At 57.6% G+C, this 23,772-nt stretch carries 21 protein-coding genes; 19 read left to right on the forward strand and 2 right to left on the reverse strand.

Annotated elements, in window-relative coordinates:
* The 17 genes from asnB (HQL44_05045) (at window position 1) to HQL44_05125 (ending at window position 20,428) form a co-directional block, all read left to right on the forward strand.
* Window positions 1-1,860 carry an asparagine synthase (glutamine-hydrolyzing) gene (asnB, locus tag HQL44_05045; protein ID MBF0267935.1) on the forward strand — a complete coding sequence of 620 codons (1,860 nt, stop codon included), beginning with the start codon at window positions 1-3 and terminating at the stop codon, window positions 1,858-1,860.
* Window positions 1,857-2,846: a glycosyltransferase family 2 protein gene (locus tag HQL44_05050; GenBank protein ID MBF0267936.1), complete on the forward strand. Its 990-nt coding sequence runs from the start codon at window positions 1,857-1,859 to the stop codon at window positions 2,844-2,846. The genes asnB (HQL44_05045) and HQL44_05050 overlap by 4 nt, the downstream gene beginning before the upstream one ends.
* A 152-nt stretch (window positions 2,847-2,998) precedes the next feature.
* A complete protein-coding gene (locus HQL44_05055; GenBank protein ID MBF0267937.1) occupies window positions 2,999-4,774 on the forward strand; it encodes a glycosyltransferase family 39 protein in 1,776 nt (591 codons plus the stop codon).
* Window positions 4,771-5,970 carry a glycosyltransferase family 4 protein gene (locus HQL44_05060; GenBank protein MBF0267938.1) on the forward strand — a complete coding sequence of 400 codons (1,200 nt, stop codon included), beginning with the start codon at window positions 4,771-4,773 and terminating at the stop codon, window positions 5,968-5,970. Before HQL44_05055 ends, HQL44_05060 begins: the two co-directional genes overlap by 4 nt.
* Complete coding sequence (locus HQL44_05065) at window positions 5,967-7,940, forward strand: glycosyltransferase family 39 protein (GenBank protein MBF0267939.1); 1,974 nt, start codon at window positions 5,967-5,969, stop codon at window positions 7,938-7,940. Before HQL44_05060 ends, HQL44_05065 begins: the two co-directional genes overlap by 4 nt.
* Window positions 7,937-8,368, forward strand: coding sequence for a cupin domain-containing protein (locus tag HQL44_05070; GenBank protein ID MBF0267940.1), 432 nt, complete (start codon window positions 7,937-7,939; stop codon window positions 8,366-8,368). The genes HQL44_05065 and HQL44_05070 overlap by 4 nt, the downstream gene beginning before the upstream one ends.
* Complete coding sequence (locus HQL44_05075) at window positions 8,365-9,621, forward strand: class I SAM-dependent methyltransferase (GenBank protein ID MBF0267941.1); 1,257 nt, start codon at window positions 8,365-8,367, stop codon at window positions 9,619-9,621. Before HQL44_05070 ends, HQL44_05075 begins: the two co-directional genes overlap by 4 nt.
* A complete protein-coding gene (locus tag HQL44_05080) occupies window positions 9,621-10,679 on the forward strand; it encodes an NAD-dependent epimerase/dehydratase family protein (protein MBF0267942.1) in 1,059 nt (352 codons plus the stop codon). The genes HQL44_05075 and HQL44_05080 overlap by 1 nt, the downstream gene beginning before the upstream one ends.
* The gene (locus HQL44_05085; protein MBF0267943.1) at window positions 10,676-11,614 is read left to right on the forward strand and encodes a Gfo/Idh/MocA family oxidoreductase; all 939 of its coding nucleotides are present in this window, start codon (window positions 10,676-10,678) and stop codon (window positions 11,612-11,614) included. Before HQL44_05080 ends, HQL44_05085 begins: the two co-directional genes overlap by 4 nt.
* An 11-nt stretch (window positions 11,615-11,625) precedes the next feature.
* Window positions 11,626-12,333 carry a glycosyltransferase family 2 protein gene (locus tag HQL44_05090; GenBank protein MBF0267944.1) on the forward strand — a complete coding sequence of 236 codons (708 nt, stop codon included), beginning with the start codon at window positions 11,626-11,628 and terminating at the stop codon, window positions 12,331-12,333.
* Window positions 12,334-12,356: 23 nt separating this feature from the next.
* On the forward strand, window positions 12,357-14,204 hold the full coding sequence (gene asnB, locus HQL44_05095; protein ID MBF0267945.1) for an asparagine synthase (glutamine-hydrolyzing): 1,848 nt from the start codon (window positions 12,357-12,359) through the stop codon (window positions 14,202-14,204).
* Window positions 14,201-15,790 (forward strand): heparinase II/III family protein, encoded by a 1,590-nt coding sequence (locus HQL44_05100; protein ID MBF0267946.1) that lies wholly within the window; start codon window positions 14,201-14,203, stop codon window positions 15,788-15,790. The genes asnB (HQL44_05095) and HQL44_05100 overlap by 4 nt, the downstream gene beginning before the upstream one ends.
* A 93-nt stretch (window positions 15,791-15,883) precedes the next feature.
* Entirely contained in the window at window positions 15,884-16,558 is a 675-nt protein-coding gene (locus tag HQL44_05105) for a winged helix-turn-helix transcriptional regulator (protein MBF0267947.1), read from the forward strand.
* A gap of 75 nt (window positions 16,559-16,633) precedes the next feature.
* Window positions 16,634-17,641 (forward strand): glycosyltransferase, encoded by a 1,008-nt coding sequence (locus tag HQL44_05110; protein MBF0267948.1) that lies wholly within the window; start codon window positions 16,634-16,636, stop codon window positions 17,639-17,641.
* Window positions 17,638-18,840, forward strand: coding sequence for a glycosyltransferase (locus HQL44_05115; GenBank protein MBF0267949.1), 1,203 nt, complete (start codon window positions 17,638-17,640; stop codon window positions 18,838-18,840). Before HQL44_05110 ends, HQL44_05115 begins: the two co-directional genes overlap by 4 nt.
* 20 nt (window positions 18,841-18,860) lie before the next feature.
* Window positions 18,861-19,601: an FkbM family methyltransferase gene (locus HQL44_05120; protein ID MBF0267950.1), complete on the forward strand. Its 741-nt coding sequence runs from the start codon at window positions 18,861-18,863 to the stop codon at window positions 19,599-19,601.
* Window positions 19,601-20,428 carry a glycosyltransferase gene (locus HQL44_05125; protein ID MBF0267951.1) on the forward strand — a complete coding sequence of 276 codons (828 nt, stop codon included), beginning with the start codon at window positions 19,601-19,603 and terminating at the stop codon, window positions 20,426-20,428. Before HQL44_05120 ends, HQL44_05125 begins: the two co-directional genes overlap by 1 nt.
* A 22-nt stretch (window positions 20,429-20,450) precedes the next feature.
* Here HQL44_05125 and HQL44_05130 read toward each other — a convergent pair whose 3' ends face one another.
* Together HQL44_05130 and HQL44_05135 are read right to left on the reverse strand one after the other, a co-directional pair.
* Window positions 20,451-21,470, reverse strand: coding sequence for a hypothetical protein (locus HQL44_05130; protein ID MBF0267952.1), 1,020 nt, complete (start codon window positions 21,468-21,470; stop codon window positions 20,451-20,453).
* Window positions 21,467-22,225, reverse strand: coding sequence for a methyltransferase domain-containing protein (locus tag HQL44_05135; protein ID MBF0267953.1), 759 nt, complete (start codon window positions 22,223-22,225; stop codon window positions 21,467-21,469). The genes HQL44_05130 and HQL44_05135 overlap by 4 nt, the downstream gene beginning before the upstream one ends.
* Before the next feature lie 122 nt (window positions 22,226-22,347).
* Between HQL44_05135 and HQL44_05140 the strand changes: the two genes are divergently transcribed.
* Window positions 22,348-23,106: an N-acetyltransferase gene (locus tag HQL44_05140; protein ID MBF0267954.1), complete on the forward strand. Its 759-nt coding sequence runs from the start codon at window positions 22,348-22,350 to the stop codon at window positions 23,104-23,106.
* Between the two features lie 39 nt (window positions 23,107-23,145).
* Window positions 23,146-23,763 (forward strand): imidazole glycerol phosphate synthase subunit HisH, encoded by a 618-nt coding sequence (hisH, locus tag HQL44_05145; GenBank protein ID MBF0267955.1) that lies wholly within the window; start codon window positions 23,146-23,148, stop codon window positions 23,761-23,763.
* The last annotated feature ends 9 nt before the right edge of the window (window positions 23,764-23,772 follow it).

Raw genomic sequence — 23,772 nt, forward strand, 5'->3', positions numbered from 1 at the left:
ATGTGCGGTTTGGCCGGTCTGTTCCTGCCCTTGGGCGTTGCGCCAGTCGCGGCGAACATGGACGCCATGCTGGGCGTTCTGGCCCATCGCGGCCCAGATGGCGAAGGGCGTTACACCAGCCCGGATCATCGCTTCCAGGCGGGTTTTCGCCGTCTGGCCATCATCGATCTGGCGACCGGCCAGCAACCCCTGACCGCCCAGGGGCGCGTCTTGATGGGCAATGGCGAAATCTACAATTACCGCGAATTGCGCCAGCGTTTTTCCTCGTACGCCTACACGACGGAAGGCGACATGGAAACCGCCCTGGCGGCCTATGACGCCTTAGGCGGCGCATTCGTTCACGAACTTAACGGCATGTACGGCATCGCCCTTTACGACCGGGGGCGACTGCTGCTGCTGCGTGATCGGCTGGGCATCAAGCCGCTTTATTGGACCAGACTGTCGAATGGCGGCATTCTGTTCGCGTCGGAACCCAAGGCCCTGTTCGCCTCGGGCCTTCTGTCGCCAGAAGTCGATGAATCAAGCGTTACCGCCTATCTCGCGCATGGCTATGTGCCCGCCCCGGCCACCTTGTACAAGGGGATCTACAAACTGCCGCCCGCCACTTTGATGACGGTGGAGCAGAATGGGGAAATCCGTTTTGAGCGCTATTGGCGGGCCAAGCCCAGCCAGCCGCCCCAGGAGGCCAAGAGCGAATTGCTGGCCTTGCTCGATGAAGCGGTGCGGCTGCAATTGCGCAGCGACGTGCCGGTGGGAGCGCTTTTGTCGGGCGGCATCGATTCCGGCCTGCTGGTCGCCCTGGCGGCCCGTCAGTCCGAGCGCCAGCTTAAAACCTATACCGTGCGCTTCGCGGGCGCTTCCTACGACGAATCGCCCCTGGCCGCCAAGGTAGCCGAAAGATACGGCACGCAACATCATTTGATCGATGTGGAAGCGGGCGACGTCGCCAAGTCCTTGCCTCGTCTGGCTTGGCATTGCGATGAGCCGCTGGCCGACGCCAGCTTGCTGCCCAACCAGATGATCGAGGATGTTCTGGGCCGCGAGATACGGGTGGCGCTGAACGGAACCGGCGGCGACGAGCTGTTCGCAGGCTACGGACGCTATTTCCAACTGCCGGTCGAACGGCGCTATCTGAAACTGCCCACCGTTCTGCGCAAGGGCATGATCGAACCCATAACCGGACTTCTTGATCCGCATCTGGCCTTTCGCCTGAAGCGAGCCGGTTTGATCGGTAAGAATCCGGGGAAATATCTGTGGGCGCATTCCACCCAGTTTCCGTCGCACTTTCTAGAACTGATCGGCCATGCCCGCTCGTTGCCTGCCCCGGCGCACTCGGCCTTCGCCGACGAGTGGGAAGGTGATGCGCAGGCAGGTTTGCTGTGGGCCGACATCAACACCTATCTGCCGGAAGATTTGCTGTTGCTGTTGGACCGTACCAGCATGGCAGCCAGCGTGGAAGGGCGCGTGCCCTATCTGGATCACCGGCTAGTCGAGATGGCGCTGTCGCTACCGCAAAGCCTGCGCACGCCGGGTGGGCGGCAAAAGGGCCTGGAACGCGCCATGGCCGAAGGTTTGTTGCCTGCTGAAATCATCGATGCGCCCAAGCAGGGCTTTGCGTCGCCGGTGCCAAAATGGATGGCGGGACCCTTGGGCGCAACCGCCCAAAAATTGTTGACGCGTAAAAGAAGCCTGGAGCGCGGCTGGTGGACGGCGATGGGGATCGAGCGTCTTTGCGCCGAACCCGCGCGTCACGCCTTTCGCATCTATCAGCTTTTGATGTTGGAACTGGCCGTGCGACTGCATGTGGAAGCGCCTTGTCTGGATGCGCCGGATTTCGGACTTGAGGAGTTGATCGGTTGAGCCAAACGGTAAGCGTCATCATTCCCGCCTGGCGATCCGCCGCCACAATCGGGCGCGCTTTGCGATCGGTCGCCGCTCAGACGGTCAAGCCTTTGGAAGTCATCGTCATCGACGACGGATCGGACGACGGCTCCTTCGAGGCGGCCGAGGCCTGCCGCGAGATGATGAACGGCATCCATCTTGTGGTGATCCGCCAAGACAACAAGGGAGCGGGAGCGGCCCGCAACGCCGGGGTGCGGGCTGCGAAGGGCGAATGGCTGGCCTTCCTCGACGCCGATGACGAATGGCTGCCAAACAAGTTGGAGCGCTCGCTGGCGCATGCCGAAGGGGCCAGCCTGATCGCGCACGACTATATCGAGGTCAAGGGCGGACATGAGACGCCTATGGATTGCACGCGCCATTTTAGGGCCGCAGAGGATCCCTTTGCGGCGCTGATGTTGCGCGGATTCATTCCTTCAATCACCGTTCTGGCCAGACGCGCCGATGTGCTGGCGGTCGGCGGCTTCGAAGAAAGCCTGCCCGCCGCCCAGGATTACGATTTGTGGTTGAAGCTGCTTTCATTGCCGGATGCGCGCCTCGCCATGTTTCCCGAAGCCTTGGCGCGCTATTACGTATCGGGAACCGGAATCACCAGCCAGGTCGAGCAGCGCAGACGTTGCTCAATGCGGGTTCTGATGAGGCACCTGGAGCAACTGTCGTCGCGCCCCAACGCCTTGCTCACGGCCTGGCGGCGCGTGATGATCATCCATTACGAAGCCTTGGCGGCGCACAGGGAGCAAGGCAAGCGCTTAGCCGCCCTTATTTCTCTACGCCACCTTCCCATAAGCATGATTCGACCTTTATTGGCGTTGCGCGGCGCAGAGCTGGCACTGGTTCACGGGTTGGCCGTTACGACGGCCTATCTTTGGTTTAGCCGTGGTTACTATATGGAAAAGCTGTCGGTTTTTTCGCAGTTCCTGCTTCCAAAGATGACTGGGTTTTTCTGATCATGATCGCAACCATTTTCACTCTGACTTGCGCATGCGTTTTTCTTGGCCTTGGCTGGCCTATCGCGACACGGCTTGACCCAGAAAGGCGCCTAACGCCGACCGAACGCGCGCTCTCCGGTTTTTTAATAGGCGTTTTGATACTTAGCCTGTTGGTTGGCGTTACGGGACGCTTCCGTCTGGATGCCCTCAGCATGGGCGGGCTTGGCGCCTGTTTGTCGCTGCTTTCCTTGCCTGGACTAAGGGCTCTTCCCTGGAAACATTTCGTCCACGAGCTTGGCAAGGGATCGCGCTGGCTCACCCTTCTTCTCTTGCTGGTCTGTCTGTCTTCATTCCTGCAAGGCCTAGCTCCGCCCAATGACTACGATAGTTTGATGTATCACCTCGCAGTTCCAAAATCAGACATCGAGCGTGGCTTCATCGCCCCAGACTGGGCAAGAGGAATGCCTCATGCCATGTTCCCCGATCTGGTCGGAAACTTGTCGCGTTTCGCGCTGGCTCTTGCGGGCGAGCAGGCTGCACAGCCTATGGCGGCTCTTTTGGGCATGGCGGCAACTTGCGGAGCCGGCCTGTTAGCCATCAGGGTTGGACTCAGCACGAATGGCGCGCTGCTGGCCGCTCTGATTTTCGCTTCGGTGCGAGCGGTCGTCTGGGAAATGGGGACCGTCGAGGTCGACGTTCCTTTGGCAGCCAGCGCCGCCGCCGCCCTGATCGTGCTGCTCGCAAGCCGACCACACCCAAAGCTGGGTCTAATGCTTCTGCTGGGGATCATGCTAGGCATAGGTTTCAACACCAAGTATCAGGGCGGCCTGGTCGCCGTGGCGTTGGCCCTGATCCCCGTCTATGACTGGATGCAGCGAAAGACGTCCTTTGCAGCGCTGGTCGTCATGGGCGCAAGCGCGTTGGTGGTTTTCGCTCCACACATGTACGCCAATTGGAGCATCACCGGAAATCCTGTCTTTCCGATGGTCAACAAAATTTTCGTGCCAGATGGCGTCGCCTTCTACCAGGATTACAATCTGACCTACGGAACAGGGCGCAACTTTGTCGATTTCCTTATGGCGCCCTGGACATTGTCGATCGCTCCCATGCAATTGTTCGATGGCATGGTTTTAGGCGCGCCGGTCTTCATGGCGCTGATGCCTGGCCTTTTGGCGTCGCGCAAGCAGTTGACGAATTTGGGGCCAATATTCGCTTTTGTCGTCGGCTATTTTGCGCTCTGGTTCTACGTTCAGCCACAGCAAGTTCGCTTTTTGATTCCAGCGACGCCAGCCCTGTCTGCCCTGGCGGGAGCAGGAGCGCTTTGTCTGTGGCAAGCCTCAAAGACCTCTGCGGCCAAGCGGCTGGGTGTCATTTGCGTATTTTTGCTTCTTGGCCTCAATGAGGCGATGTTCGTCGGCATCTATAGTCTGCTTCGCCTGCCGGCGGCACTTGGATTTGTAAGCCCTCTTGATTATCACGCCAAGACGCCGACCCTGCAAGGCGCCAACTATGCCACCTGCGTGTACATTACGGAGAATTTGAAGCCTGGCGAACGTTATCTGTCGCTTCTGGGACCCCATTCTTATTATTGTCCGCAGATCCAAACGCAGTTGCGCTATTTTAAGGACGAAGAACGTGACTGGCTGTGGGACAAACCTCGCCACAAGATTGGCTTTACAGACTTTCTGGCTAGGCTGGAAAAACAGGACATCCGTTTTGTTATCGTACCGGTGGCTGGCGAGAACCGTCGCAACGACACAGGCGCCCCGGTTTCTGTAGCCATCGATTTCAACGAATCTAGATTTGGCCCTTTCATTGAACCCGCAATCAGACGCTTGACCCCAGTTGCGACGGAGCGCTTTTCCGCCGTCTACGACGGTGCGCAGGTGCTGAAAGCCATGCGCGACATGCATTCAAGCGGCGATTATGCAGGCGAAGCCAGATGAAACAACCCTGCCGCATCCTCGTCAACGCGCTGCACGCCAAGACCGGCGGCGGCATAACCTATCTTCAAGCCATGCTGCCCAGACTGGCGGCAAGAAGCGATATTGAACTGCATCTGGCGATCCATGAAAGCCAGCTGGAGCAGTTTCCCGATAACCTGCCCAACGTGAAGCGTCACATTTCAATATTCAAGGATGGCTTTCTCCGCCGATTGATGTGGGAGCAATTCGTTCTGCCTGCTATTGCCTGGCAACAGGCGGATGTTACTTTCTCGCCTGCCAATTTCGGCCCGTTGTTCGCGCCCAGGCCCGTCGTGCTGCTCCGCAATGCCTTGGGCGTGGCCGATCATGATAAGCGCTTCGTAAAGCAGATGTATTGGAAGGCGCTAGGCGCTGTGACTTGGCTGTCGCTGGCCTTGGCGCCAAAAGCGATCGCCGTGTCGGCCTATGCAAAGCGACATTTGGCCTTTGGCTTCGCAAGCAAGGTGTCGGTCGTGCATCACGGCGTTGATGCGGGCCAGTTCATGCCGCCAGAAAGCAGCCGCCAAGACTATATCCTTGCCGTGGGCGATTTGACGGTGCAGAAGAATTTTCATACGCTGATCGAAGCCGTCGCACAGCTTCCCGGTCAGCGCTTACTGATCGCTGGCAAGATGATCGATCTTGTCTATGCCCGCCAGATTGAGGATCAGATCAAGCGCCTGGGGCTGAACGACAGAGTAATCCTGCTGGGCGGCGTATCGCGCGAGAGGCTGGCAGAGCTTTACGGGGAATGCAAAGCGTTCGCCTTTTCCTCGACGGTTGAGACCTTTGGCAATCCACTTCTAGAGGCCATGGCTAGCGGCTGTCCCATCCTTTGCTCGAACGCGGCCGCCATGCCAGAGATCCTGGGGGGAGCGGGTCTGCTGGTAGAAGCCCAGGATGCAAAAGCCTGGGAGCAGGCCCTTGCAAGGCTATTCGCCGATCCCGGGCTTTCTACAAGGCTGTCTTTGATGGCCCTGGCTCGCGCCAAGGACTTTTCCTGGGACGTGACCGCCCTACAAACAGCCTCTCTCCTGGCGGAGGCCAAAGGCGCTGGGTCGCCGCGTGACAAAATTGAGTTTGCGGCCTGGCTGTGGGTGGTGTTTATGCTGGGCGCTTATTTGTCGCAATTCCTGAATTTTCTACCGGCTATCAGCGCGGCGTTATCTGTTTCATGATTCTTTCGGGACTGACGGTTGGCCTGGAAATGTTATCCTGTGTCGGGCTAGGCGCACTGGCCTTGAGGCTGATGGGATTGCAAGCATCCATTCCCTCAATCGAGAGGCTGTCCTGGACTTTTGCGCTTGGCTTCGGCCTTTTATCCTTGTTGGTCTTTCCCCTGGCGCTACTTGGATGGATCAGTCAGGGGCATTTGATTTTATTGCTCGCTGGTTGCGCAGCTGGCTTGCCCTTTCTTTCTCATTCCTTCTGGTTGCGCCCTCATCTCGGCGGGAATCCGCTTTCTCTTTTTCTTGCAGCCCTCCTTGTGCTGGTGCTGGTCTTACATCTAGTCGGCGGGTTAGCCCCGCCAGCAGATGGCGACAGCATGGCTTACCACTTCGCCCGCATCAAGCAGACGGCGCTTCAGGGCCAATTGGTCTTTCTGCCGCAAGCGGTCGAGGGTGCGGCGCCGATGATGGCCCACATGACCTACCTGCCCGCCTACATTCTTGGCGGCGAACGGGCTATGACCCTTTGGACCACCGCCAGCGGGCTGATGACCAGCCTGTTCTTTTATGCCGTCGTCAGACGCTGGCTTACCCCACCACTTTCTTTGCTGTTGACGCTTATATTGCTGACGACGCCCGCCGTTGTCTTCGGCACTTCGTCGGGTCAGGTGGAAATTCGCAACGCCCAGTTCGTGATGCTGAGCGCGCTGGCAGTTATGCAATCGAGAAGTGATCGTCGATGGCATTGGCTGGTTCTTGCTGGGCTAAGCGCTGGGTTCTTCGCCGGGTCCAAAGTATTTGGATTGTTGTGGGTTGGAGCCGCAGGTTTAACGATCATCTGGCGGCGCGATTGGCTGAAGGCAGGAACGATCTTCGGCCTTTCGGCCCTGTTGTCCGCCTGCCCGTGGTATTTATGGAACGTCTTTGAAGCTGGAGACCCCCTGTTTCCGATGCTTTATCGGATTCTGGGCATGCCGGACGGACCCTATTGGACGGCTGGCCACCTAAATGATCTGCTGACCCATTTGCGGGCCACTGAACAACCAGCGCCACCCACTTTGGGCTGGTTCCTGGCCTACCCCTTTCTGGCGACGTTAAAGGGATTTCAGGTTTGGGAGTCTGGGCGCACGGGATTGGGCGTTTTCTGCCTGCTGGCTCTGCCCTTTTCGCTAGCTGGGGCATGGTTTCGCCTTGCCAGGCCTGGGCAAAGCCCTTTATGGACCATTGCTTGGCTTGTCCTCTTGTTCTACGCGCTGTGGTTCTTTTTCGGCACTGCGCAGCGGATCCGGCACCTTCTGCCTCTTTACCCTCTGCTGCTTCTTATTATGGGCGTCGCCGCCTTTCACTACGCCAACAATCTTCGTCCATACAAACCGCTTCTGGGAGCGACATTGGCGGTTATTGCCATTCAGACAGGCGGGTTAATCCTATTTGCCCTGTCGCCATTGAAATATCAATTGTCGAACGAACCACGTTCGGCTTTCCTTGAACGCTCGATTTCCTTTTACGGGATCGTCCCTTGGATCAATGAAAATCTTGCGTCAAGCGACCGGTTGCTGATCGATCAGCGCCAATTGCTCTATCATCTGAACATTCCCTATTTCTTCGCCCACCCACTCCATCAAGCCAGAATAGACCTGCGGCCAGATCAGCCGAATAACCCCGAGGCGCGCTGGCGTGAAATGCAGGGCTTGGGGATTACACATGCCCTGATAACGCCGTCCTTGTCCCAAAACGGCGCCAATTCCTCTATTCACCGCGCTTTTGCGACTTTCACTGAGTCCGGCTGCGCCAGTCTAATGCATGCCGAAGACGGCTATACCTTTGCTTCTAGAACGCTTTCCGGCCTCGTCAAATGGCAAGAGCGCTTAGAGATTTATCGCCTGACCCCACTTTCCTGCCCTATTGAGGCAAACTTGCAAAAATTGCCCGATACCGCTACAAACTCCCTGATTCCCAACGAAGAGAGCCGCAAATGACCGTACATCTCCGCCCCGTTACCCCAGAAGAGCGCGCAGGCTGGCCCAAGGACGTCATCGTTCCCTTGGAAAAGCCCTTCGTTGACGACCGCGGCGCCATTCAGCCGCTGGTCGACGTGCCGATGGAAAGCTGCGTGCTGATCCAGTCCAAAAAGGGCACGGTCAGGGCCAACCACGTCCACACCACCGACTGGCATTACTGCTATGTGCTGGACGGCGAGATCGACTATTACCATCGTCCGCACGGTTCCAGCGAAACGCCCGAGAAGATCACCATCGTCAAGGGCCAGATGTTCTTCACCCCGCCCGAAGTGGACCATGCCATGGTTTTCACCAAGGACACCTCGTTCCTGACCTGGGGCCGCAATTCCCGCGCCCAGGAAGTGTATGAGGCCGACATCCGGCGCATTCCGCCCATCAATCCGTGACCGTCTCAGCGAACGAACTTTGCCATCGCAGAACGGGCTGCCGCCTGTGCGGCTCGGACCGCCTGAGCCTTGTGCTGAAGCTGGCGCCGACACCGCCCGCCAACGCCTTTGTTCCGGCAAAAGAACTGGCCGTCGCGCAACCTTGCTTTCCCCTGGATGTCTTCTTCTGCGAGGACTGCAAGCACGTTCAGTTGCTAGACGTCGTCGATCCCAGGCATCTGTTTGAAAAGTACGTTTACGTTTCGGGCACCTCGCCGGTTTTCGTCAAGCATTTCGAGGACTATGCCGCCGATCTGTGCCAACGCTTCAAGCCCAGCGACGGCGCGCTGGCCTTCGATATCGGATCGAATGACGGCACGCTGCTGAGGGCTTTCAAGGCGCAAGGGCTTAGGGTGCTGGGCATCGATCCGGCCATCGAGATCGCCAAGCGCGCGACCGGTGCTGGCATCGAGACCATCGCGGGATTCTTTACGCCCGAGCAGGCGCAAGAAATCCGCAGCCAGCATGGCCCGGCGACTATGATCACCGCCAACAACGTCTTCGCCCATATCGACGATCTGGGCGGCGTGGCGGATGGAATCGCCACCTTGCTGGCGCCCGACGGCGTCTTCGCCTTCGAAGTCTCCTATCTGAAGGACGTCGTCGAAAAGACGCTGTTTGACACCATCTATCACGAACATCTGGATTACCACTCGGTCATTCCCCTGATCGGCTTCTTGAAGCGCCATGGATTGGAGCTGATCGAGGCGCTGCCAGTCGATTCGCACGGCGGTTCCTTGCGCGGCATCGCCAAACTGGCGGGCGGATCGTGGCCGGTCGGCGGATCGGTCGCCAAAGCGATTGCGCAAGAAAGCGCTATGGGGCTGGACAAGGCCGAGACCTTCCGCCAGTTCGCGGCCGATATCGAAGCCAAGAAGCAAAAGTTGAACGCGGTTCTGAAGGGCTTCAAGGCCGAAGGCAAGAAAATCGCCGCCTTTGGCGCCCCGGCCAAAGCCACCACCTTGATGTATCATTTCGGCATCGGCGCCGATCTGGTTGACTTCATCATCGACGACAGCCCGTTGAAGCAAGGTCTTTTCTCGCCGGGCATGCATATCCCCGTCCTGCCGGGCAGCGCCATCGTAGAAAAAAAGCCTGATATCCTGGTCATCTTGGCCTGGAATTTCGCCGCACCAATCATCGCCAAGAATCAGTCCTTCCGCGAAGCGGGCGGACGGTTCGTGATCCCCCTTCCCGAAGTCGAGGTCGTATAATGGAAGAGTTTCTCTTAAAGTCGGACGTGCAGGAAATCGCCGAGCGTCTGCGTGGACCCGCCCAGGATTTCGCGGGCAAGACGGTGCTGCTGACCGGCGGACGCGGCTTTCTTGGCCGCTACTTCATGGAAGTCTTTGCCGAAATGAACAAGTACCTGCCAAAGCCGGTGACTTTGGTGGCCCTTGACAATCTGATCACGGCAGGCAAGGAAGGTGCGAAGGTGGCCGAGTACCCGCACACCACCTTCTTCCAGCACGACGTCATCAAGCCCTATAAGTGGAAGGGCCCGCTGCATTACGTGATCCAGGCGGCGGGCATCGCCAGCCCCTTCTATTATCGCGCCTATCCGCTGGAGACGCTTGACGTCGCCATCAACGGCACGCGCAACATGCTGGAGCTGGCAGAGAAGCATCAGGCGCGCTTCACCTTCTTCTCGTCATCCGAAATTTATGGCGATCCCGATCCCAAAAGCGTTCCGACGCAAGAATCCTATCGCGGTTACGTTTCGTGCCAAGGTCCGCGTTCTTGCTATGACGAAAGCAAGCGCGTCGGCGAAACCCTGTGCTACATCTTCCATGAAAAGCACGGCACCCATACGAACTGCATCCGCCCCTTCAACGTGTTCGGTCCCGGGATGCAGGAAACCGACTATCGCGTATTGCCCAACTTCGGCAATCACATCAAGGGCAATCGCCCGGTCAGCGTTTACGGCAGCGGCAATCAGACGCGCACCTTCTGCTACATCACCGACGCCATGGTGGGCTTCTTGCTGACCATCCTGAAGGGCGTGCCGGGCGAGTCCTACAACATCGGCAATCCAAAGCCGGAAATCTCCATGCTGGAGCTGGTCAAGCATATCGAAACCGTGCTGGAACGCCCCGTGCCCTGCAACGTCATCGAGTATCCCGACAGCTATCCGGCAGACGAACCCAACCGGCGCTGCCCGGACATCAGAAAGGCCCGCCTGCAGTTGGGCTATGAGCCTTCGGTCGATCTGAACGAGGGGCTAAAGCGCTTCTTCACCTGGTCGAACCGCGTTTACACCGGCGAGCCGTGATTAAACTTGGCCTGATCGGGGCGGGCCGCTGGGGCCGCAATTACATCCGCACCATTGCGGCGATGCAGGGCGTGCGTCTTGATCTGGTGGCTAGCCAGAATCCGGAAACGGCGGCCCTGGTTCCCGAAGGCTGCCGCGTGGTTCCCGATTGGCAGAGCGTGGCCCAAGCACCCGGCATCCAAGGGCTGATCGTGGCGACGCCACCCGCCCTGCATGCCGAGATGGCGACGGTGGCGATCGAAGTGGGCCTGCCTGTCCTGATCGAAAAGCCGCTGACGCTTTCGCTGGCCGAGGCCTCGAAGCTGCGCGGTCTGGCCGCCGAGCGCTCCAGCTTCGTCATGGTCGATCATACGCATCTTTACAATCCGGCCTTCCGAGCACTCGGCGAGCTTGGCCTGCATCTGGGCCGCCTGAAAGCCATGTGGGGCGAGGCGGGAAATTACGGGCCGTTTCGCAAGGATGCGGATGTCTTGTGGGATTGGGGCTGCCATGACGTGGCGATGTGCCTCAACCTCGCTGGACGAATGCCGGACAAGGTTGCCGCCAAGCGACTTCAAGACAAGGCGATCGAAGGCGGCATTGCTCAGGATATCGAGCTTTCCTTGGCTTTTCCCCAGGAGATCGAAGCCAGGATCGAGCTGTCGAATCTGCGGGCCGAGAAGCGTCGGCGTTTCACCGCCTATTTCGATTTGGCGACGTTGCTTTTCGACGATCTCGCCCCCAATAAATTGGTTCTGCATCCCCCGTCCGACTCGTTCGCGCGTCCCGAGGGAGAGGGCGAAGCCATCGACATCGCGCCGACCTCTCCGCTGGAACTGGTGGTCCGCGAATTCACGGACGCCATCAAGTTCGAGCGCGAGGATTTGCACAATCTGGATCATGCCGTCGCGGTCGTCGCCGTGCTGGAAGAGGCCCAAAGGCGGATGAAATCATGACGGAAACACCCATGCGCAAATTGTCCATCGTTATTCCCTGTTACAACGAAGAGGCGACGCTGGAAGCCATTGTCCAGCGCGTGTTTGCAGCTGACGTGTCGGGCATGGAGCGCGAACTGCTGATCGTCGATGATGGTTCGCGCGATAGGTCTGTCGCCATCGCCAAGCAATTAGCCGCCAAGCATCCTGAAATTCGCGTGCTTGAGCACGGCGCAAACCAGGGCAAGGGCGCCGCGCTGCGCACTGGTTTCGCACAGGCTAGCGGCGACGTGGTTCTGGTGCAGGATGCCGATTTGGAATATAACCCGGCGGAATATCCCCGGCTTTTGAAGCCCATCCTGGATGGCAGAGCGGATGTCGTCTTTGGCTCGCGTTTCAGATCCAGCGAGGAAATGCGCGTTCTATACTTCTGGCACTATGTCGCCAATATGGGCCTGACCCTGGCATCGAACATGCTGACTAATCTCAACCTGACCGACATGGAAACTTGCTACAAGTTATTCCGCCGCGAGATTATTCAGGGCATCCATATCAAGGAAAACCGCTTCGGTTTCGAGCCGGAAATCACCGCCAAGATCGCGCATCTCGATCCTCAACCCCGCATCTACGAAGTGGGTATCAGCTATTCAGGCCGCACCTACAAGGAAGGCAAGAAGATCGGCTGGAAAGATGGCGTGCGCGCCCTGTGGTGCATTTTCTACTACAATCTTTTCCGCTGACATATCCATAAGCGCCCCCTGACATGTGCGGCATAGCCGGACTTTCAAACGCAACGCCCTCTTTGCTAAAGGAGATGGTCGAGCGGTTGGCGCATCGCGGCCCCGACGGCGACGGCGTCTGGACGGATTCGCAATCCGGCCTGGGTCTGATTCATACGCGCTTGGCCATCATCGATCTGTCGCACGGCGGCGCGCAGCCCATGCATTCGCCCTGCCAGCGCTATGTGATCGTCTTCAACGGCGAAATCTATAACCACAAGGAATTGCGCGGCGAGCTGGAACGCCAAGGCGAAGTCTTTTCATCGACCAGCGACACCGAGGTTTTGCTGCGCCTGATGATGCGGGAAGGCAAGCAGGCCCTTTCCAAGCTGGTCGGCATGTTCGCCTTTGCCTTATGGGACAATGAAGCCCGCGAACTGTTTCTGGCCCGCGACGCTCTCGGCATCAAGCCGCTGCTCTATGCTGCCTTGCCAAAGGGCGGCCTTGCCTTCGCCTCGGAACTGCTGGCTTTGGTGCATGTTCCAGGGGTCGACATCTCAATCGACCGACAAGCGCTCAGCGAATATCTGGCCTGCCTTTATGTGCCAGCGCCACGCACGATCTATGCAGGCATCAAGAAATTGCCGCCCGGTTGCTGGCTAAGCTGGAAGCCGGGCCAAGAACCGGCAACGGGGACATGGTGGCGACCGGGCTTTTCTGGCGACTCCCATATCCGATCCGTCGCCGACGCCACCGAACATTTGATGCCGCATCTTCGCCGCGCCGTTCGGGGTTGCCTGGTTTCGGATGTCGAGGTTGGTTGCTTCCTATCGGGCGGCATCGATAGTGGCGTCATCGCCGCCCTGATGGCCGAGGCCGCCCAGGAAAGGCAGGCCCCGCCGCCCCGCTCCTTCACCATGACCTTCGAGGAAGGCTTGTATGACGAGCGTGAGGCGGCGGCGCTGACCGCCAAGCATGTCGGCACGCGCCATCAGGAGCTTCCAGCACTACCCCGCGCAGCCGACTCCTTGCCCGCCATGGTGCGCGCTTTTGGCGAACCCTTTGGCAATCCAACCGCCCTGCTGATCTACGAATTGTCGCGCCGCGCGCGCTCGGAAGTCAGCGTCGCCCTGGTCGGCGATGGGGGCGATGAAGTCTTTGCAGGCTATCCCCGCCATCAAGGCGCTTTGCTGGCGGACGACACCCTTAAATTCATCCCCGAGTTTTTGCGCCGAAACATTGCGGCGCTGATTCCCGAAAGCCAATCCGGGCTGCATGCATTAAGAAGGGCGCGCGAGTTTCTCTCATCACCGGCCGATCCGGCGCAGCGCTATGCCTCGTGGGTCGAATATTTCTCGCCCCTGGAAAGACAGCAATTGCTGGGGCTGGATGAAACGCCCACGCGCCCCATTGCCGATCTCTATCGATCGCTGCCGCAGAAGCCGCTTCTCGATTGCGTACAGGCCACCGATTTACTGTCCTTCCTGCCGGGAAACCTTCTCGCTTACGGCGACGCCATGAGCATGGCGCATGCCTTGGAGCTGCGCTTGCCGCTGCTTGATCATCGCCTTGTCGAGGCGGTCAGCGCCATCCCCGCGAAATTGCGCTTCGCCAACGGCAAGAAGACGCTTTTGAAGGCCTGCGCTCAATCGCTGCTTCCCGGCGAGATCGTCAATCGGCCCAAACTTGGCTTCAATCCGCCGATGGCCAAATGGCTACGAACCGACTTGCGACCGCTGGTTCGCACTTATTTGACCCCAGAACGCATGGAACGCCTCGGCATCAATTGGGAGCCGGTGCGCGCTCTGTTGCACGAGCGCGTCCGCGACAATTCGCTTAAAATATGGGCCTTGCTTGTCCTGTCGGCCTGGCAGGAGACCTTCGACCGGTGAGCATCGGCCAGACGCTGCGTTGGGCCGTCCATCTTAGGCCCAGCCAAATTTTCTGGCGTCTACTGCGCAGGACGCAGCGGCGTTTCTTGAAGATGCCGAGCGGTCATGCGGAGATGCCGGTTTGCTTTCCCGCCGACCCCTGGCCGGGCAATGCCGAAAACGGCAAGCGCATTGCCGACGATGGCGTGATTCGGCTTCTCAATCTAGAACATGCCCTGGCGGCGCCCATCGACTGGACGCCACAGGATAAGGACGCGCTGTGGCGTTTTACCCTGAATTATTTTGAATGGCTGGCCGATCTCAAGGCGGCGGACAGGCCGCAAACGGCGCGGGATATGATCTTGGATTGGATCGCGGGCAACCGCGACCCACGCAAGGAGACATGGCATCCCTATCCTTTGTCCTTGCGTCTTTTCGCTTGGTTGAGATTCGCGCCATGGATACTCGAAGGTTCTGATCAGAAGTTTGAACGGTCCTTTCTGTCAAGCCTCGACGCCCATGCCGATTTGCTGGCGCGTATGATCGAATATGACGTCGGCGGCAATCATCTGATCAAGAATCTGAAAGGGTTGATCGCAGCGGCAGCTTGCCTGCCATCGCATGCGCATCTGCGTGATCGCTGGATGACGGCGCTAAAGGAACAGATCGACGAGCAAATTCTGCCTGATGGCTTTCATTACGAACGCTCGCCCTCGTACCATCTTCAGGTGCTGATCGATCTGATCGACATTTCAGATCTTCTGGATGCTCCGCCTGCCTGGCTTTCCGACGCCATCTTGCGCATGTTGCCTGCGCTGTCCACCATGCGCCACCCGGATGGCGGCTTAGCCTTGTTCAATGACGGCGATGTGGGCGACCCCAAATTGCTGGGCGCGCTGGACAGCCGCTTTGGCAAACCCGCCCCGCATCCCATGCTGCCCGACGCCGGGTATGCAAGGCTTGAAGTGGGCGATATGGTTGTCATTTTCGACGCAGGACTTTGCTGCCCAGACCATTTAACGGCGCATGCGCATGCAGATACTTTGTCTTTTGAGATGTCGGTCGGCAAGGAGCGCGTGATCGTCAATGGCGGCACCTATGCTTATCAAGACCCCTTACGCAATCACTTTCGCGGCACGGCGGCGCATTCGACCATTATGGTCAACAACGAGGATTGCGCGGAAGTGTTCGGAACCTTCCGGCTGGGACGACGGCCAAAGAAAGCCGAGCTGTTTTGGGATGGCGACTGGCTCGTCGGTCGCCATGACGGCTATCGGCATCTGGGGGTCACGGTTGAACGTCGTTTGCGGCTGACCGAAGAGGGGTTGGAAGGGAGAGATCGATTGCTGGGAAACAACCTCCTTCATTTCGGTTCGGCATTTATATCAATGCATAATACTAATTTTGAAAATCACAGTATGTATTCGCTAGCATTAAAACATAATGGCGGGTTCGTGCAGCACAAATGTAAGCTGGCGCCAACCTTTTTTAATATAATAGATTCAGAGGCGTTGTTGGTTTACTTAAATTATAAGCCGGTCTTAGCCGACAATAATCCAGAAGGCGTCGAAGCGCATGTCCTTCGCTGGACCTGGAGCAGGGGTTAGCGGCCGCCCACATGGCGACGCCACGATTTGGTTATCGCGCGATATATATTCCCTCTTTGACAATCAAGGCTTGAGTGAATTATGGTTCACGGCATGAATGAATCGGCGAGCGCCTCCACTGGCCTTTCTTTTCCCACCGGGTCGGATGGTTCGTCCGGAGCGGACGCCGCCACCACGGTTCACCTGTTTTCCGAAATCGAGCAAGGCGGCACAATTTCCCAAGAGTCGATCGCCACCAAGCTGGGCATCGCCGTCGGCCTAACCAACGCCTACATCAAGAAATGCGTGCGCAAGGGCTACATCAAGATGCAGAGGGTCCCTGCGCGCCGGTATGCCTATTTCTTGACGCCTGCCGGTTTTGCGGAAAAGGCCTCGCTTACGGCAGAGTATCTGTCGCATTCCTTCAGTTTTTTTCGTCGCGCGCGCAGCCAATGTCAAGAGCAACTGGCCTACTGCGCAAGGCGGGGCTGGAACAGGGTGCTGCTGGCTGGCACCGGCGAACTGGCCGAGGTGGCGGTGCTGTCGGCGATGGAAATTCCAGAAGTCCGCCTTACCGGCATTTTGGCACCGGGCAAGAACATCGGCCACTTCGCTGGCCTGCCGGTTTTGTCCTCGGCGGGAGGCGATTTCGACGCTGTTCTCATCACTGACACGGCGCGCCCCCATGTAACTTATGAAAATCTGCGGCAGCAGATGAATGATGATCGCATCCTGCTGGTTCCTCTGCTGCACATTGTGCGCAAGGACTGTTCGGCGGCGGAACGCTAGTTCCGCCTTTTTCTTTTTGCGCTTCGGATGTTTTCACCCGAAGTGCGGTAGCGCGCCTGCTTTCGAACAAGGATGATGAACGCAAGTCCCAAGGTCAGCATCGTCATGGCGGTCAGGGACGGGGCCTCCTATTTGCAGAGCACGCTAGAGAGCCTGCGTGCCCAAACCCTGCCGGATTACGAGTTGATTGCGGTCGACGATGGCTCCCAGGACGCCACTCCGGCCATTCTGGACGGCTGGCCGGACAGGCGAATGATCCGGATACGCAATCCTAGCCCGCTTGGCTTGGCGGCTTCTCTTAACCGCGGACTTGAAATTGCGCGCGCAGACTATGTCGCCAGACAAGATGCGGATGACTTGGCAAGGCCGGATCGACTGGCTGAGCAGGTTTCTTTTCTTGACGCCCATTCTTCTGTTGTCCTTCTCGGCTCGTCCTATCATCTGATCGACGAAGCGGGGCGAAACATCGGCATTCAGCGCCAGCCTTGCGACGATGACGCCATCCGCTGGCAGATGCTGTTTCACAACGCTTTCTGTCACAGTTCAGTCATGGCGCGCCGAAGCTGTATCGAGAAAAGCGGCTTTTACGACCCTTCTCTGACCTTCGCTCAAGATTACGACCTCTGGTCGCGTTGTCTTAAGTTTGGCCAGGGCGCCAATCTGGATGCGCCATTGATTTCCCTGCGTCAGCATATGTCCAGCATGTCGGCGGTGGCAAAGCAGGAGCAACAGCGAACCGCCGGCAAAATTGCTCTCTCCAACATGAAGGACGCCTTGGGTTGCGAGCCGGACGACACGTCGGCAGCTCTTTTGCGATCATGGTATTATGGTCTGCCCGAGCAATTGCCTGCAGGGGGCGCAGCGGCAATTTTGCTGATGCGAGATTTGCTGAAGCGCAGAGGCACCGACAGGGCCAAAGTGCAATGGGCCAGGCGCCTATTGCGACATCCTGACGCGCCGGTTGGGCCAACGATTCGCTATTTTATTGGCCAAGCCCCGCGGGCAGCCATGATTTCCTTGCTTTTGCGCCTGTTGGGGCGTACCGCCACAAGACCAGATCGCGTGCGCAAGATCGCCCAATGAACAATCCAAAACGGCGGGTGGCAGTGGTTGCCGCAGCATTCCCGCCAGCCGTTGGCGGAGGCGTCGCGGCGGCGCATCATCAGTTGGCAGGCCTTCTGCAGAAGGCGGGCGCCGAGGTGCGTAGATTCTCTTTTCTTGATTCGTTGCCCTCGGAGCAGGGCACCATTCGCCGCGACAGCCCACTGGTCTGGAAGCGTATCTCCCGGCGGGTCTGCGCTCTGGCCTTTCGCCTGCTTGATCCTTCCGGGCGCGCCTATCAGACGGCCGATATCCTGGAATGCTGGCCCGGCGCATATAAATTAAAGTCGGAAATTTCGGCTTTTGCGCCCGATGAAATCATCCTACCCGATCACGGCTGTCCGGGCTTGGCTCTGGGCAAATGGCCGAAATCCGCACGGGTGACATTGGTCTCTCATCACAACCCCATGCGCTTCGTGAACCAGGCCGGACTGAATGCCCATTCTAGGCTGGACGCGCGAAGCGCCGTCCTTCTTGAAAGCCTGTCTCTTCGCCATGTCGACCGGGTTGTTGCGCCTTGCCTTTACATGGCTGACTGCTTCAAATCCACTTATCGATTCTCCGGTCCCGTCGATGTCATTCCCAATCTTATCGACTTTGAAAGCCTTGATGACGTCATCAGTCATGATCCAAGACCCGAGATGGGCTTGGCGCCGGATGCAAAGCTGGTCTACGTTCCGTCGGCAGGCAGCGTCTTTAAGGGAAGCAAGATACTGCCCGAACTGCTGGCCCGCTTATGCAAACTTGTTTCCGAACCTTTTGGCGTCTTCTTGTCTGGCTCGATGACAGTTGAACAGTTGGGCAAATTGCCGGTCGGTCTGCCTGTGCATGCGCCTGGCTACCTTTCGGTTTGCGACAATTTGGCTCGCGTCAAATCGTGCAATCTAGCGCTGTCTCCCACGCTCATTGAGAACTTCAGCATGGCGCTTTTGGAAGCGCAGCTATTGGGTCTGCCGGTGGCCTCGTTCGATGTAGGCGGAAATGCAGAACTGATAGAGGAAGGCGTTACGGGAAGGCTGGCAAAGCCGGGTGATGTTGAGGCGCTGGCTCGCTTGGCGTCAACCCTGTTGCCCGAGGCCCTTGGCGACCGCCTAAGCAATATCCGCTATCGCAGCCGATTGCGGTTTGACCCTGATCGCTGGCTTTCCGCCTGGGCAGGACAGGATGCGCAATCAACATGATAAAATGTTTGATTCTAGGCTTGCTGCGCCAGCTTGGTTACGAGCTTGTTTCCATAGAAGGTCGAGGGACGCTTGAAGGCGTTCTTGCCAATGCCAAGCGCTGCGGCCTCAAGCCCGATCTGGTGATCGACGTAGGCGCAGGGCGCGGAGATTTCGCCAAAAGGGCCGCGGCAATATTTCCCGATGCCGCCTTGCTGCTCGTCGAGCCATTGTCCGAATTTACTCAGGCCCTGAATGATTTGTGCGCCACACTGCCTCAGGCGCGGTGGATAGCTGCCGTCGCTTCTGACCAAACCAGCTCCATGACACTCAATGTTCATCCCGATCTTTTCGGCTCTTCCCTGCTGCTTGAGGATGAGTGTACGAACGTTAACGGAACGCCACGTTCTGTGTCTTCGATCACGCTCGATTCGCAAATTATCGAGGCCCACGCGATTGTTTTAAAAATCGACGTCCAGGGCGCCGAGTTGAAAGTGCTTGCGGGTGCCGCAGACGTCCTGAAGCGCGCCGAACTCGTGATCCTTGAAACCTCGTTCTTTCACTTCTTTCCGCAAGGCCCGCTTTTCGACCAAGTCGTCAGCTTCATGCTTGATCAGGGCTTTGTCCTTTATGATCTTTTCGGTCTTTCTCACCGACCTCTCGATGGAGCCTTGGCCCAAGTTGACGCGGTTTTTGCCAAAAGGGAGGGCACTCTGCGCAGCCTTCACCATTACGCGACTCCAGAGCAGCGCGCAAAGTTAACTAGGCGGCTTCGAAGCTGATGCGCATTTCTCTGGTAACTCCCAGCTTCAACAAGGCGGCATTCCTTGAGGCTTCACTTCGTTCGGTTCTTGACCAGCGACATCCCAATCTGGAATACGGCGTTGTAGACGGCGCATCGACAGATGCCACCCATGACATTCTGGCCCGCTACAAAGATAGGCTTTCCTTCTGCATATCAGAACCCGATCAGGGCATGTACGATGCCGTGGCAAAGGGTTTTGCCCGGACTAGCGGCGAGATCATGGGATATTTGGGTGCAGACGATCTGCATATGCCGTGGACGCTTTCAGTCGTGGAGGAAATTTTCAGCTCGTTTCCCAGCATCCAATGGATTACCTCGGCCTATCCTATGACGACCGATGCAAAGGGGCGCGTTCTGAAAGCTCGCCGTCTCATCCCGCCCACTGCCGCGTCATTCTGGCGCGGCGAAAATCTGCCAGGCTTTTCTTGGTGGTCGGCGGGTTGGATACAGCAAGAATCGACCTTCTGGCGACGCAGTCTTTGGGAGAAGGCGGGGGGGCTGGATTCTTCCTTAAAATTTGCAGGCGATTTTGATTTATGGTGCCGCTTTATGCACTTGGCTGATCCAGCAACCGTTGAAACGCCATTAGCAGCCTTTCGCAGGCACGGCCAACAAATTACCGGCACGCATGCACAGGCCTATGCCAAGGAAGCCAAGGAAGCTTTGACAAGGCATGGCGGGTGTCCGGCTGGCCGCTATGCCTCTAGATTTCGGGCATTGCTTTGCCGGGCTGGCCTTGCCCGCCGCGGAAGCACGCTCACCTATGATTTCGCAAGGCAGACCTGGGTCCGTCTTGCGTCATAGGGCTTTGTTGCCGCCGCCTTCTCTAAAGCGGCAGCTGCGTTAACAGCCAATAGAGCAGCAGCCGAAGCGGTTTGCGGGACTGAATCAGTTTATCTCGCTGTCCCATCAGCTCCTCGAACAGCGCCAGATAGTTCGCACACATGTCGTCAGCGCTATGTCTATAGTCGGAAAGCGCCTCGAGATGCCTGTCGTAGCCATCTATAAGCCGCAGCAGCGACTCTTCGACATCGTGGGGTCCTGCGAACATTTCGCCAAATCCATCGCAATATTCCGGCAGGGCGCCGCTGTTGCGGTAAAGTAGCGGCAAGCCGCAAAGCGCACCTTCGATATGATGCATGCCCGCAGGTTCGTTAATAGATGCCGTTATGTAGGCATGGTGACGTTTCAACTCCTGGGCCAGATCTTCGCCATCCAGCGGAGACACAAGTCGCACATTGCGAAAGCGGACTGTCTTAGGAATGTTGCCAATATACGTGAAAGCAAAGGTGCCTCTCCACTTTGGCTCATCAAGCAAGCTATCTAGTCGTTCATAAACGTCAAACCCCTTGAGGGCATGGGCGCCCCAATGGTGAGTAACCAATTTGATTGGCCCGGTTTTCGACCATGGGACATGACCGTTGCGATTGAATATGCGCGCGTCGGCTCCGTTCAGAACGACACTGTGTCCGGAATGTCTGTGCCATACCTCAAGCGTACGAAGCCAGTGGCCGATGAATACCGTGTGATCGGCAAGAGAGTTGGCCACTCGCAGCCTGAAGTTCATCGTTCGCGTTCCCTTGCGTTCATCACATTCATTGATCCGATGCAGCACGAGAGTCTTAGGGTGTCGCAAACGGTATCGAAGAATCTGTCCAGGCGTGAAGGCGACGTTCGGGTTCCTAGCCCTGGGATCTACCATCACGATCAGATCAATGTCAGGATCGTTCAGACCATACACAACCTGATCGCCGCGTGAGGTTAAGGCTTGCGCAAGCGCAGCGGAAAATCGGTTGCCACCACCCCAAGGGCCAGACTTCAACTTATGACCAAGCGCGATTTTCATTGTTTGACTTTCGCTGCCGCCCAAATCTCGCCCCAAACCGTGATTTTCTCCGTTACTTCCAGACCAGCAGCATCCATTTCAGCTTGAAACTCGGCTAGTGTAGGCTCAATGAAGTGCGTCGGATCAGAACGAAAATCGACCCCCAATTCGCGGCGAAGCGCCATTTGCCAGTCACGTTCAAACAAGGGCACGCGAAGCAGCAGCAAACCAGGACTGGCCATGGCTACCAACTGCCTTAGGAACTCAACCCGCCTTTCGATATGTTCAAGAACATTGGACAGCACGACCACATCCCACGGCCCCACGGGAATGCCGCTTGTCGCATCGCCTTTCTCAAAAACCAGTCCCGGCGGATTGTCAATTTCCCGCGCTCGCGCCAGAACTTTCTCATCCATGTCAACGCCAACTACCCGCGCACCGGGAACTCGACTTGCGATCGATCTCGCCACTTCCCCAATTCCGCAACCCAGGTCAAGAACGCGCTGGTTGGGCAGTATTCGGTCAACGAAGAAGTCATGATAGCGAGTGAGCCTGTGTTTGGGATTGATACCCCCGCCGTAAGCCGTCGCCCGCTCGGATATAAGCCGCTTAATGTCGTCTTCGATGGCAAACAGTCGCTTAAGCGCCGCGTCTGGCGCGCCGATACGCGATTCGATCAACAACAATGCACGGAGTATTGCTCGTCTAACCGCAAGCGGCAGAATGCCAGCCGCGAAGGCAACGACAGCTGCAACTCTTTTTGCCCAATCAAGCATAGAATCATTTATCCTTTTGCATGCGCAGCGCCCTTTTTATCATTCTCTGGTTTCTGGTTCCATAGCGGTAAAATGGGCGGCCTTGATATCAACAATTTCACCACTCTCAGCTTAGGTGCTCCATGGCAACGGATTCAGGGCAGATTGACCATACCGCCAGCATCGGCAGCGGCTTTTCCCATGGATTCAATCTTATCGTAGGGACTGGCGTCAGCATCGGCGAAGACGTCGAAATTGGCCATAATGTCATCATTCATGCCGATGTCGTGATAGGCAATGGAGTCCGGATTGCCGACAACGCGGTCTTGGGACGCAAACCAGCCCCAGGGCCGACCAGCACGGCCAAAGTGGCGGCGGATTTGCCCGCCCTTCGGATCGGCGATCATTCCATGGTAGGCGTTGGCGCTGTCATTTACGCTGGAACACTGATCGGCTCGAAGACCGTCATTGCCGATCAGGCATTTGTGCGCGAATCCTGCGTGATTGGTGACTTGGTCATCGTAGGCCGTGGCTCGACGCTCGAAAACAGGGTCATCGTGGGTTCGCACGCCAAGATTCAAAGCCAAGTTTACATACCCACCGATACCGTGATCGAGGAGCATGTTTTTCTGGCGCCCTGCGTCGTCATGGCTAACGACAATTTCATGGGCCGGACAAAAGAGCGCTTTAAGTTTCGTAAGGGCCCGACAATCCGCCGTGGCGCCCGCATTGGCGCCAACGCCGTCCTGCTGCCGGGCGTTGAAATCGGCGCCGAGGCCTTTGTCGCGTCAGCTTCAGTCGTGACCCGAGATGTTCCGCCCGGAAGGCTGGTTATGGGCGTTCCAGCAAAGGCCGTCAGGGACGTGCCGGAGCGCGAAATGATCGACCATGGCGAGCACTAAGATAGCCCGTGAGATTCCGAGACCATGAATGATATTAGGTTGACAACCATTATCGACTATGGTGTCGGCAATATTGCCTCGATAGAGAACATGTTGCGCCGACTTGACATTCCAGTTTGTGTCGGAACGGGGCCCAAGGACTTGGAAAGGGCGAAACGAATCATTCTTCCTGGTGTTGGCTCCTTCGACACTGGGATGCGCAACCTACGCCAATCTGGCCTTCTGCCAGCGCTGGAAGAGCGCGTTCTGGGTGATCGGGTGCCCGTGCTTGGCATTTGTCTGGGCATGCAGCTTTTCGCCAACGGAAGCGAAGAAGGAGCGGAAAGGGGGCTTGGCTGGATACCCGGATTTTGCAGAAGATTTCCCCCAGAAGTCGCTGACAAGCGCCTTCGCATTCCGCATATGGGTTGGAACAGCGTTACACCCTTACCTCGGTCGCGCCTGTTCGAGCCTGCCGCTCAAAACCTACATTACTACTTCGTTCATTCGTACTTTTTCGAATGTGACTCCGAAGGCGACGTCTCTGCGAAAACTAGTTACGGCATCGATTTCTCTTCCGCCATTGAGCGCGACAATATTTTCGGCGTACAGTTTCATCCAGAAAAAAGCCATCGATTCGGCCTATCATTATTCAATAGCTTCGTAACACAAACCTGACGGATTCCC

The organism is Alphaproteobacteria bacterium (genome assembly GCA_015231795.1).
In the GTDB taxonomy this organism is placed as follows: domain Bacteria; phylum Pseudomonadota; class Alphaproteobacteria; order Rhodospirillales; family WMHbin7; genus WMHbin7.

Bases quoted from the DNA above. Each gene is read 5' to 3' on its own strand.
- asnB (MBF0267935.1), top strand. From the start codon at position 1: ATGTGCGGTTTGGCCGGTCTGTTCCTGCCCTTGGGCGTTGCGCCAGTC.
- HQL44_05060 (MBF0267938.1), top strand. From the start codon at position 4,771: ATGAAACAACCCTGCCGCATCCTCGTCAACGCGCTGCACGCCAAGACC.
- HQL44_05065 (MBF0267939.1), top strand. From the start codon at position 5,967: ATGATTCTTTCGGGACTGACGGTTGGCCTGGAAATGTTATCCTGTGTC.
- HQL44_05070 (MBF0267940.1), top strand. From the start codon at position 7,937: ATGACCGTACATCTCCGCCCCGTTACCCCAGAAGAGCGCGCAGGCTGG.
- HQL44_05080 (MBF0267942.1), top strand. From the start codon at position 9,621: ATGGAAGAGTTTCTCTTAAAGTCGGACGTGCAGGAAATCGCCGAGCGT.
- HQL44_05090 (MBF0267944.1), top strand. From the start codon at position 11,626: ATGCGCAAATTGTCCATCGTTATTCCCTGTTACAACGAAGAGGCGACG.
- asnB (MBF0267945.1), top strand. From the start codon at position 12,357: ATGTGCGGCATAGCCGGACTTTCAAACGCAACGCCCTCTTTGCTAAAG.
- HQL44_05105 (MBF0267947.1), top strand. From the start codon at position 15,884: ATGAATGAATCGGCGAGCGCCTCCACTGGCCTTTCTTTTCCCACCGGG.
- HQL44_05110 (MBF0267948.1), top strand. From the start codon at position 16,634: ATGAACGCAAGTCCCAAGGTCAGCATCGTCATGGCGGTCAGGGACGGG.
- HQL44_05115 (MBF0267949.1), top strand. From the start codon at position 17,638: ATGAACAATCCAAAACGGCGGGTGGCAGTGGTTGCCGCAGCATTCCCG.
- HQL44_05125 (MBF0267951.1), top strand. From the start codon at position 19,601: ATGCGCATTTCTCTGGTAACTCCCAGCTTCAACAAGGCGGCATTCCTT.
- HQL44_05130 (MBF0267952.1), bottom strand. From the start codon at position 21,470: ATGAAAATCGCGCTTGGTCATAAGTTGAAGTCTGGCCCTTGGGGTGGT.
- HQL44_05135 (MBF0267953.1), bottom strand. From the start codon at position 22,225: ATGCTTGATTGGGCAAAAAGAGTTGCAGCTGTCGTTGCCTTCGCGGCT.
- HQL44_05140 (MBF0267954.1), top strand. From the start codon at position 22,348: ATGGCAACGGATTCAGGGCAGATTGACCATACCGCCAGCATCGGCAGC.